This window comes from Luteitalea sp. (genome assembly GCF_044337415.1).
In the GTDB taxonomy this organism is placed as follows: domain Bacteria; phylum Acidobacteriota; class Vicinamibacteria; order Vicinamibacterales; family Vicinamibacteraceae; genus Luteitalea.
Window position 1 is genome coordinate 1 of the sequence record NZ_JBIINP010000143.1, and the last position, 10,648, is coordinate 10,648.

Below are 10,648 nucleotides of genomic sequence, written 5' to 3' on the forward strand. Positions count from 1 at the left end.
GGCTGGTAGGCGATGAGGTTGTCGATCGCGTCGTTCATGTCGACGCCGTCGAGCATGAAGTTGTTGGCCTGCTCGCGCTGCCCGTTGACGTACGGACGACCGCCGCCCGTGTTCTTCAGGCTGTTGAACGACGACGGGTTCGGGGTCGTGACACCGGCCGTGTAGAGGGAGGCCGTCGAGAGGTTGCGGCCCTGAATCGGCAGCTTCTCGACCTGGTCACGCTCCATCTTGGCGCCCACGACGGCGTTCTCCGTCTGCAGCACCGCGCTGGTGGCCGTCACCTCGACCGACTCTGTCAGGTTGCCGACCTCGAGCCTGGTGTCCACGCGGGCGGTCTGCCCGGCCGACAGGCTCACGGTGGTGGTGACGGTCTTGAAGCCCGAGAGCTCCACCTTCACCTGGTAGCTCCCGAGCGGGAGGGCGTTGATCGTGTACACGCCCGCTTCGTTCGAGACGCCCGTGTACGGCACGTTGGTCGCCGTGTTGGTCGCCGTCACCGACGCCCCCGGCACCGCGGCACCCTGGCCGTCCGAGACGATACCGGTCACGGTCGCCAGGCCAGACTGGGCCCACGCCGCCGATCCGGTGGCCGCGAGGATCGCCAACGCGCACACCACACGCGTCAGTGTCCCCTTCAAGATTGCTGTCATGCAGTCCTCCCCCATGGTGAAAAGATGAGAAAGGTTACGGAAGACCGGCAGATAGTTCAAGGGACACGGGACAAATCACTGACGCGACGTTGGGAATCGCCACGGAATTGCCATACTCTTCGGTCATGAAGGGCACAACTTCCGTCGTCGTCGAGGCCAGCGGCCATCTCATCGACTCGGGCCTGCTGAACACGATCTTCGATGCGGTCATCGCCCACGAGGGCGCCTTCGAGGTCCAGCGCTTCGAGATTGGGCGCACCAACAACGACTTCTCGGAACTCGTGCTGCGTGTCTCCGCGACCTCGCCCGACGGCCTCGACCGGATCCTCGAGGCCCTGCTACCGCTCGGCTGCGCGCCGGTCAACCAGGTCGATGCCCTGATCAGGGTCGCCGACATGGACGGGGCCGTTCCGGAGGATTTCTACTCCACCACCAACCACCGCACGGCCGTCAGGGTCGATGGCCGCTGGCTGGACGTGGCGCAGCAGCGAATGGACGCCATCGTTGTCGTCAGCACAGACAGGAGCGGGGCAGTCTGCCGCAAGCTCCGCGACGTCCGCCGCGGCGACCGCGTCGTCTGCGGCACCGACGGCATCCGCATCGTCCCGGAGTTCCAGGAGCGCGACCGCCAGCACTTCGCGTTCATGGCCAACGACATCTCGTCGGAGCGCCGCGTCGAGGCGACGGTGACCCGCATCGCCCAGACCATGCGCGACGTGCGCGCGCGCGGTGAGCGCATCGTCTTCGTGGCGGGCCCCGTGGTGGTGCACACCGGCGGCGCCCCGTACTTCTCGCAGTTGGTGCGGAACGGATGGGTCGACGCGCTGCTCGGCGGCAACGCGATTGCCGTGCACGACATCGAATCGTGCTTCTTCGGGACCTCGCTCGGCGTGGATCTGGCGCAGGGCGTGCCTGTCCACGAGGGGCACAAGCACCACATGAAGGCCATCAACCGCGTCAACCGGGCCGGGGGCATCGTCCAGGCCGTGGAGAAGGGCGTGCTGACCAGCGGCCTGATGTACGACGTGGTGACGCACCGCGTGCCGTTCGTCCTGGCGGGCAGCATCCGCGACGATGGGCCGCTGCGCGACACGGTGATGGACCTGATCGAGGCGCAGGAACGCTACGCGCGGCTGCTCGAGGGTGCCGGGCTGGTGGTGATGCTGTCGTCGATGCTGCACGCCATCGGCGTCGGCAACATGCTGCCGTCGTGGGTGAGGGTGGTGTGCGTGGACATCAACCCCGCGGTGGTGACCAAGCTCTCCGATCGCGGGTCGGCGCAGACGGTGGGGGTGGTGACCGACGTCGGCCTGTTCCTGAAGCAGCTGGCGCTGCAGCTAAGCGCCGACACCGTGGCATCGTGACACGGGACGCAGGGCGGACCCTCGAAGGTAGGGCCGGCTCTCCGAGCCCGGCCCGCAGGGCACGCCCTGGGTCCTCCTTCGCCAAGGCTTCGGCGGACGAGCAGGCCCGCCGCCTGCGGCGTCAGGCCTGCTCGAAGAACTCCTCGTCGGCGTAGCACCACGCCCAGCCCTCGCCCCGCTCGAGGGATCGCACCAGCGGATGCTCCGTCGTGTGGAAGTGCTTCGTGGCGTGCTTGTTCTTCGAGGAGTCGCAGCACCCGACGTGCCCGCACACGAGGCACAGGCGGAGGTGCACCCAGTGGTCGCCCATCTTCAGGCACTCCTCGCAGCCATCGGTGCGCGGCTGCGGGTGCGCGTCCTGATCACGATGCCGGCACGTGATCGCCATCGATCTCCTCCTTCGCGGCAGTGCCCGTCGGCAGCCGCACCTCGAACACGGTGTCGCCGGGCCGTGAGTGCAGCACCCGCACGCTGCCCCTGTGGCGCCGCACGATGCCCCTGACGATGTCGAGGCCGAGGCCGGTGCCCTCGCCCATCGGCTTGGTCGTGTAGAAGGGCTCGAAGATCTGGCGGGCGGCGTCCGGGGGGATGCCCGGGCCGCTGTCGCCGATCGTCACCAGCACGGCGTCGCCCTCGTGGCGGATCCCCACGCGCAGGGTGCCCTGCTCCTGCATCGCATCGACGGCGTTGTCGATCAGGTTGGTCCAGACCTGCGTGATCTCTCCGGCGTTGCCCTCGATGACGGGCAGGTCTGGCTCGTAGGTCCGCTCGATGGTCACCCCGTGCTTCAGGCGCGGCGTGAAGACGGTGAGGGTGCGCTCGAGGCTCGCCTTCAGATCGATGGTCTGGACCGCGGCCTGGTCGCGGTACGAGTACTCCTTGATCGCGCCGACGAGATCCGCGATGCGAGTGGTCGCGCGCTCGATGTCGCTCACGAGGACCCGCGCACGCCACGCCATCGTCGTGCGGACGATCAGCGCGGCGATGGCCTCCTTCTGCACGCCCGCGATGAGTTCGGTGACCTGCTGCACGCCGAGGCCGGCGTCGGCGAGCGCCGCGAGCGCGTCTCGGGGGATGTCGAGGCCTTCGGTGCGCGACCACTGGCGGAGTGCACGCTCGTTGTCGGCGCGTGCGAGCGGGTCGGGCTCCTCCGCCGTGGCGTCGCACAGGCGCGTGCCGATGGGCGACTCGCCGGCCGCCGAGACCTGCAGGTCGGTGAGCAACGTCCCGAGTTGGGCCGCGGCGCGCTGGACGGCCGTCGCGGGGTTGTTCAGCTCATGGGCGAGCCCGGCCGACAGCTTGCCGAGCGCCATCAACTTCTCGCGGTGGGTCTCGCTGACGGCCTGTTCGCGGATGCGGTCGGCCATCATCCAGACGAGCCGCTCGCCGACATCGGGCAGTTCACGGAGGAGCTCGGCGAAATGGCGCTTGTGGATCAGCGCCACGCGGCTGCGGCGCACGGCCCGGGCGTGCGCACGGATGGTGGCCATGCGCGAGTACGGCAGCACGCCGCTCACGTCGCCCTCGTGCACGAAGATGAACGGCTCACCCGTGTCCGGCTGGAGAATGTGCACCTCGCCGGCCAGCAGCAGCAGCATCCACTCGGCAGGCTGCCCGGGCGCGAAGAGATCCTCGCCGGCCTCGTAGGTCCGCTCCTCGGCGTGCGCGGCGAGCCACTCGCGCCCCGCGGCGTCGGCCTGGTCGAGCACGGTGATGCGCGAGAGCGCCTCGACGAGCGGCTGCGTGAAGGCGTCGGTCATCTACTTCCCCGCGAGGTACTGGTGCACGAACTGGATGGCGACGGCGCCCTCGCCGACGCTGGAGGCCACACGCTTGACCGAGCCGCTGCGGACGTCGCCGGCGGCGAACACCCCGGGCACGCAGGTCTCGAGGAGCCAGGGGTCGCGGCTCCGGGTCCAGCCCACGGGTCGGGCGCTGCCGGCGGGGCGCGGCAGGTCGGGGCCGGTGTAGATGTAGCCGCGCGCATCACGGGCGACCACCTCGCCCAGCCAGTCCGTGTCTGGCGCGGCGCCGATCATGACGTAGAGCGAGGCGGCGGCGACCGTGCGGGTGCCCTGGCCGTCGGGTGAGGCGAGCGTCAGCGTCCGCAGGCGATCGTCGCCCCCGGCACCGACGACGCAGGTGTTGGGCTGCACCTCGATGTTGTCGCGCTGGCCGATGTTGTGGATCAGGTACTCGGACATCGACGCCGAGAGGTCGGGGCCGCGCACGAGCATCACGACCTTGCGCGCGAACTCCGCGAAGTTCAGCGCGGCCTGTCCGGCCGAGTTGGCACCGCCGACCACGTACACCGTCTCGTCGCGACAGGTGCGCGCCTCTGCCATCGAGGCGCCGTAGTACACGCCGGCGCCGGTGAACCTGTCGAGGCCGTCGACCTCCAGCGTCCGCCACTGGACGCCCATGGCGAGGACCACGGCGGAGGCCTGGACCTCGCTGCCGTCGGCCAGGCGCAGCACCTTGTACTCGTGCTCGACGTGCATGGCCGTGGCCGCCTGCGGACTCACGATCTCGACGTGGAACTTGCGCGCCTGCGCCACCGCGCGCGTCGTCAGGTCGCGGCCCGACAGGCCCGCCGGGAAGCCGAGATAGTTCTCGATGCGTGCGCTGAGGCCGGCCTGGCCCCCCGGCGCATCGCGGTCGAGCAGCAGCGTGCGCAGGCCCTCCGAGGCGCCGTAGACACTCGAGGTCAGGCCGGCGGGGCCGGCGCCGACCACCACCAGGTCGTACCGCTCCAGTTCCGCGCGGGTCTGGAGATGGAGATGGCGGGCCAGGGCCTGCACGTCGGGACGCTCGAGACGCGTGCCGTCGGGCGTGACGAGCAGGGGCAGCGCGGGCCAGGATTCACCCACGAGATCGGACAGCGCGCTGCGCCCGTCGGCGGTGGCCGTGTCGTGGTAGTGGTACGGCGCGCGATTGCGGGCCAGGAACTCGCGAAGCTGGTAGGACTCACGTGACCAGCGATCGCCGAACAGTAACGCGCGCCCATCGAGCTGGTGGCTCGCTTCGGCACGCCAGGCGGACAGCAGGTCGTCGAGTGGAGAGAAGAGCTCCGTCGGGTTCCAGGGCTTGGTGAGGTAGAGGTCGAGACGCGCCCGGTTGACGCCGCGGATCGCGACGTCGGTGTCGGCATAGGCCGTGAGCAGCACCCGCTTGGTCTCGGGCGACACCTCGCGCACGCGGGTCAGCAGGTCCACGCCGCCCATGCCGGGCATGCGCTCGTCAGACAGGACCAGCGCCACGGGTTGCCGTCGCTGTCGCAGGCGGGCGATCAGGTCGAGCGCCGCCGCTCCGGAGTCGACGGCGAGCACCTCGAACTGCCGGTCCTCGGGCGTGTCGTCCTCGTCGTAGTGTTGCCGGAGGTCGCGCTGGATCGCTGCGCGAACGCCCGGATCGTCGTCAACGGCCAGCAGGGCAGGTATCGGCATGGGAGCTGATGCCTTGATGGTACCTGCGTCTCCGCGCAGACCTAGCCGATCCGGCGGGTGGCCGGCCGGGAGCGTCGCTGACCGTCGCCCAAGGACGACGGCTACGGTGTGCCAGTCGACGGCTACGGTGTGGCGGGTGATGGTCGCGGGTGGGGGGCGACGGCTACCGAATCCGGGCGTTCACCTGAGCAGCATCGCCAACGGGCCGGGGAGGACGGTGACCACGGCGTCGGCGATCCGCCTGATCTGCAGGCGTTCCGGTCGTCGGCCGAGGGCGATGGCCAGCACCGCGAGGGTCGTCGCCGTCAGCGCCAGTCCCCATCGCCCGGCCGACACGGCGACGAGGGTGCCGGCGACGCCGAACCCGGCGGCGACAACGCTCCCCGCGCGCGCGCCGAGGCGCGGCGTGATGCCGCGCACGCCGGCACGCCGGTCGGCCTCCACGTCCGGCACGTCGCAGAGAATCGTGTTGGCGGCCATGATGGCGGCCACGGCCAGGACGGAGGCGCCGAAGGCGGCATCAGCGGGCGGAGAGCCGGCGCCAGGCAGGGTCGCCACGGCTGTCGTCCAGGCGACGGTGGTCAGCACGTTCTTCGGGATATGGCGCTTGAGGGGTACGTATCCGCCGGCCATCACGGCAAGGACGGCGCACGCGCGAAATCGCCACCAACTGGAACAGGCGAGCACGCCGGTGCCTACTGCGGCCAGCAGGACCGCGATCCTCAGCGTGCGACGGAGTTCAGGAGGATCGAGTTCACGGCGATCGATGAGGCGATCGAGACCGTAGGCGGCCATGGTGCCGCAGGCGACCAGGAGCAGGCCTCCGCTGGTCGCGTCGGTGTGCCACAGGGCGACGGCCAGGGAGGTCGCCGCGGCTGCGGGCCACGCCATGGTGGCCAGCAGCGCTCGGACGTGGTCGGCGCCCGTCATGCACAGGGGCGCGCTGGCGCGGGGTTCAGCGGCCGGCGACGCCGAGGAAGTTACGGCTGAGGTAATCCGTCATCGTGTAGAAGATGAGGATCCCGAAGAACAGGAAGCCGGCGGCGGCGGTCACCTGCACCAGCTTCGGGCTGTACTTCACTTCCATGAAGATCAGGATGACGAGCAGCGCCTTGGTGACGGCCACGAGCATGGCCACCGGCAGGTTGAAGTCGCCGAGGTCCACGCGCGACACCAGGACGGTGACGACGGTGAGCACCATCAGGGCCGCGAACACGGCGAAGAGCTGCGATTTGGGAGCGACGTGTGACATTCGGTAACGCCTAACGCTTAACGCTTAACGCTTGAGGACCAGTAGCCGCCGGGTGCCGAGGGCGCCGAGGCATCCGTCCCGCCGAAGCCCCGATCGGGGCGAAGGCGGACCGTCACATCAGGTACAGCAACGGGAACAGGAAGATCCAGACGATGTCGACGAAGTGCCAGTAGAGGCCGAACAGCTCGATCGGCGTGTACCACGCCGGCGAGAACTTGCCCTTCATCGCCATGAAGATCAGCGGCACGAGCACGAAGCCGCCGAGGATCATGTGCGTGGCGTGCAGGCCGGTCATGCCGAAGTAGAGCGAGAAGTAGATCTCCGCGCCGTTCTTCAGGTTGGCGTCGTGGAAGGCGAAGTGCTTGCCCGGCACGAGGTGGTGCGTGAACTTCTCGGAGTACTCGACCACCTTCACGCCGAGGAAGATGCTGCCGAGCACCAGCGTCGCGATCAGGAAGAAGACCAGCGCCGACTTCTCGCCCGTCTTGCTGGCCCGCACGGCCAGCGCCATCGTCAGCGAGCTGCCGATGAGGACGGCCGTGTTGAACAGGCCCAGCCACACGTTCAGTTCGTGGCTCGCCTCGTGGAAGGAGGCGTTGTACATCCAGCGGTACAGGATGTACGCCATGAAGAAGCCGCCGAAGAACAGCACTTCGGTGACCAGGAACATCCACATCCCGAGCGTGCTGGCGTTCTGCTGCTGCTCGAGGGTGTCGAAGTGGTGCTGCAGCGCCGGGTGATGCGCGGCGTGCGCGGACGAGTGGCTCACCTCAGTGCTCCTCGGGGGCGTAGTAGTACGCGGGCTTGGTCACGATCGGCGTGACCTCGAAGTTCGCGGTCGGCGGCGGCGACGTGGTCTCCCACTCGAGGCCATACGCGCCCCACGGGTTGGGACCGGCCGGCTTGCCCTTGATGGCCGAGTACGTCAGGTAGAACGCCGGCAGCAGGAAGCCCATGGCCAGGATCGACGCACCGGCCGACGACAGGATGTTGAGCACCTGCCACGACAGTTCCTCGGTCGGGTACGCGTGATAGCGCCGCGGCATGCCGAGGTACCCGAGCACGAACTGCGGGAAGAACGTCAGGTTGAACCCCACGAAGGCCAACACGGCCGCCACCTTGGCCCAGCCTTCCGAGTACATCCTGCCGGTGATCTTCGGCCACCAGTAGTGCAGGCCGCCGAGGTACGCCGTGACCGAACCGCCGACCATCACGTAGTGGAAGTGCGCCACCACGAAGTACGTGTCGTGGACGTGGATGTCGAGGCCGATGGCCGCCAGGAACAGGCCGGTCAGGCCGCCGATGGTGAAGAGCCCGATGAAGCCGAGCGCGTAGAGCATCGGCGAGGCGAGTTCCACCGAACCGCGGTAGAGCGTCGCCGTCCAGTTGAAGACCTTGATGGCCGAGGGGATGGCCACCAGGAAGCTCAGGATGGAGAACACCATCGCGGCCAGCACCGACTGGCTCGTCGTGAACATGTGGTGGCCCCACACGAGGAAGCCCACCAGCGCGATGCCGAGGCTGGCGATGGCCACCATCTTGTAGCCGAACACCGGCTTGCGCGAGAACGCCGCGATGATCTCGCTGATGACGCCCATGCCGGGCAGCACCATGATGTAGACCGCCGGGTGGGAGTAGAACCAGAAGAGGTGCTGGTAGAGCACCGGGTCCCCGCCGAGGTTCGGGTTGAAGAACCCGAGGCCCAGCGTGCGCTCGAGCACGACCATCAGCAGCGTCACGGCGATGACCGGCGTGCCGAGGATCATGATCAGGCTGGCGGCGTAGTGTGACCAGATGAACAGCGGCAGGCGGTCCCACGTCATCCCCGGCGCCCGCATCGTGTGGATGGTGACGATGAAGTTCAGGCCGGTGAAGATCGACGAGAAGCCGGCGATGAACGCGCCGAGGCCGGTGATCACGACGTGCGTGTTCGAGGCCTGCGTCGAGTACGGCGTGTAGAACGTCCAGCCCGTATCGACGCCACCCGAGACCAGCGCGGCGATGCCGAACAGGCCGCCGATCATGTACAGGTACCAGCTGGCGAGGTTGATCCGCGGGAACGCCAGGTCCTTGGCGCCGATCATGATCGGCACCAGGAAGTTGCCCAGGATTGCCGGGATCGACGGGATCAGGAAGAAGAACACCATCACCACGCCGTGCGCGGTGAAGACCTTGTTGTACGTCTCGGCCGTGAGCAGGTCACCCCGCGGCGTGGCGAGTTCGAGCCGGATCAGCATCGCGAAGATGCCGCCGACAAGGAAGAAGGCCGAGACCGAATACAGGTACAGCAGCGCGATGCGCTTGTGGTCCTTCGTGAAGAACCAGGACATCGGCCCATGCGTTGCGTTGAGGTAGTGCACCTCGGGCATCGCGGGGGCCTGGCCGGCGGACGAAGCGGGGTCGGGAGTTCTGACGTCGTGCATGGCCGTGTCCTAGTGCGTGCCCGCGGCCGGAGCCGCCTCGTGGGTGCCCGCCGCCCCGGCAGCCGGCGTGGCACCCGGCTTCTCGAGCGACTTGATGTACGCGATCAGCGAGACCAGGGCGTCCTCGCTGATCTGTCCCTGGTACGTCGGCATGATCGGCTGGTGGTTGGCCACCATCTTGGCCTGCGGGTTGAGGATCGACTCGCGCAGGTAGGCCTCGTCGACATGCACGCTGGAGCCGTCGGCCAGCTGCTGTGGCTTGCCGAACACGCCGACCAGCGACGGCCCGCGGCCCTTGCCGTCCTCGCGATGGCAGGTCACGCAGCCGAGCGTGGCGAACTCCTGCTCACCGTTGGAGGTGAGCGTGCCCGCCGGGGCGCCCGCCGCGAGCCACTGCTGGTACGCGCGCGGCTCCATGGCGACCACCTTGCCGATCATCCCGGAGTGCTGCGTGCCGCAGTACTCGGCGCAGAACAGCTTGTACTCGCCGGGCTTGGTGGCCTCGAACCACATCGTCGTGGTCTTGCCGGGCACGGCGTCCATCTTCTGGCGGAACGCCGGGATGTAGAAGCTGTGGATGACGTCCTCGGACGAGATCAGCAGCTTCACCGGGCGACCGACCGGGATGTGGAGCTCGTTGATCTCGCGATGGCCCGTCAGGTGCTGCGCCTTCCACATCCAGCGCTTGCCGATGACGTACACCTCCATCGCCTCGGCCGGCGGCTTGGCCAGCGCGAAGTAGACGTTGGTGCCCCACACGAACATCACCATGGCGATGAGCAGCGGGATCGCGGTCCAGATCACCTCGAGCGCCGTGCTGCCGTGGATGTTCGCGCCCACCTGGTCCGCCTGCTTGCGACGGTACTTGAGCGCGAGAATCACCACCAGGGCCGCCACGAGCACCGTGAAGAACAGGGTGACCGCGAGCATGAAGAAGTACAGGTTGTCGACGCGACCTGCGAGCGTCGAGCCCTGCGACGGGAAGAGAGTGAAGGTGCCGCCCATATCCTCTGACTTACGCCTTGTGTGAAGCACCCGGCGGCACGCCCACCGGGGCGCCCCCGCCGTACAGGCCGCGGCGTTCACGCCGCCGCAGGACCACGAAGCCCACCACCATCGCCAGCACGAACGCCACCCCGGCCGTCCGCACCAGCTTCATCGCCATCAGCCCGTACTTCCCCGCCGCGGGGTCGTAGTGGTAGCAGTACAGCAGCACGCTGTCGATCGGCGTCGCAATCTTCCGATCGGTCGCCTCGACGATGCCGAGGCGAAGGTCGCGCGGCGCGAAGTCGATCCCGAACAGGTACCGGGCGACCTTCCCGTCGGGCGTCAGGATCGACAGCCCGGCGGCATGCGCGTACTGGTCCGTCTTCTCGTCGTACGTGTACGAGAACCCCACGGCCTGCGCCAGGCGGTCGATCTCGGCCTTGCGCCCCGTGAGGAAGTGCCACGCCCCGGCCGTCTGCTCGCGGTCGTAGTGCGCGAGGTAGGCGGCCTTCTTCTGCGCGGCCAG

General features: G+C 68.5%; 10 protein-coding genes and 1 pseudogene. 1 reads left to right on the plus strand and 10 read right to left on the minus strand.

Going from position 1 to position 10,648, the window contains the following annotated elements:
• Positions 1-650 (minus strand): carboxypeptidase-like regulatory domain-containing protein (locus tag ACIRDX_RS16580; protein ID WP_396626550.1); only part of this gene is annotated, 650 nt, incomplete at its 3' end.
• A 125-nt stretch (positions 651-775) separates the two neighbouring features.
• On the opposite strand from ACIRDX_RS16580, the gene ACIRDX_RS16585 reads away from it, so the two are divergent.
• Positions 776-2,014, plus strand: a complete 1,239-nt coding sequence (locus tag ACIRDX_RS16585; RefSeq protein ID WP_396626551.1) for a TIGR00300 family protein — start codon at positions 776-778, stop codon at positions 2,012-2,014.
• 121 nt (positions 2,015-2,135) lie between these two features.
• Here ACIRDX_RS16585 and ACIRDX_RS16590 read toward each other — a convergent pair whose 3' ends face one another.
• From ACIRDX_RS16590 to ACIRDX_RS16630, 9 genes and pseudogenes are all read right to left on the minus strand, one after another.
• Positions 2,136-2,402 (minus strand): UBP-type zinc finger domain-containing protein, encoded by a 267-nt coding sequence (locus tag ACIRDX_RS16590; RefSeq protein ID WP_396626552.1) that lies wholly within the window; start codon positions 2,400-2,402, stop codon positions 2,136-2,138.
• Positions 2,377-3,774: a sensor histidine kinase gene (locus ACIRDX_RS16595; protein WP_396626553.1), complete on the minus strand. Its 1,398-nt coding sequence runs from the start codon at positions 3,772-3,774 to the stop codon at positions 2,377-2,379. The genes ACIRDX_RS16590 and ACIRDX_RS16595 overlap by 26 nt, the downstream gene beginning before the upstream one ends.
• Entirely contained in the window at positions 3,775-5,460 is a 1,686-nt protein-coding gene (locus tag ACIRDX_RS16600) for an FAD-dependent oxidoreductase (RefSeq protein WP_396626554.1), read from the minus strand.
• 180 nt (positions 5,461-5,640) lie between these two features.
• Entirely contained in the window at positions 5,641-6,390 is a 750-nt protein-coding gene (locus ACIRDX_RS16605) for a UbiA family prenyltransferase (protein ID WP_396626555.1), read from the minus strand.
• Between the two features lie 25 nt (positions 6,391-6,415).
• The gene (locus tag ACIRDX_RS16610) at positions 6,416-6,712 is read right to left on the minus strand and encodes a cytochrome C oxidase subunit IV family protein (RefSeq protein WP_396626556.1); all 297 of its coding nucleotides are present in this window, start codon (positions 6,710-6,712) and stop codon (positions 6,416-6,418) included.
• A gap of 112 nt (positions 6,713-6,824) precedes the next feature.
• A complete protein-coding gene (locus ACIRDX_RS16615) occupies positions 6,825-7,481 on the minus strand; it encodes a cytochrome c oxidase subunit 3 (RefSeq protein ID WP_396626557.1) in 657 nt (218 codons plus the stop codon).
• A 1-nt stretch (position 7,482) separates the two neighbouring features.
• A complete protein-coding gene (gene ctaD, locus ACIRDX_RS16620) occupies positions 7,483-9,081 on the minus strand; it encodes a cytochrome c oxidase subunit I (RefSeq protein WP_396626559.1) in 1,599 nt (532 codons plus the stop codon).
• Positions 9,082-9,144: 63 nt separating this feature from the next.
• Entirely contained in the window at positions 9,145-10,140 is a 996-nt protein-coding gene (gene coxB / locus ACIRDX_RS16625; RefSeq protein ID WP_396626558.1) for a cytochrome c oxidase subunit II, read from the minus strand.
• A 10-nt stretch (positions 10,141-10,150) separates the two neighbouring features.
• Positions 10,151-10,648, minus strand: a pseudogene (locus ACIRDX_RS16630) (SCO family protein); the annotation flags it as partial.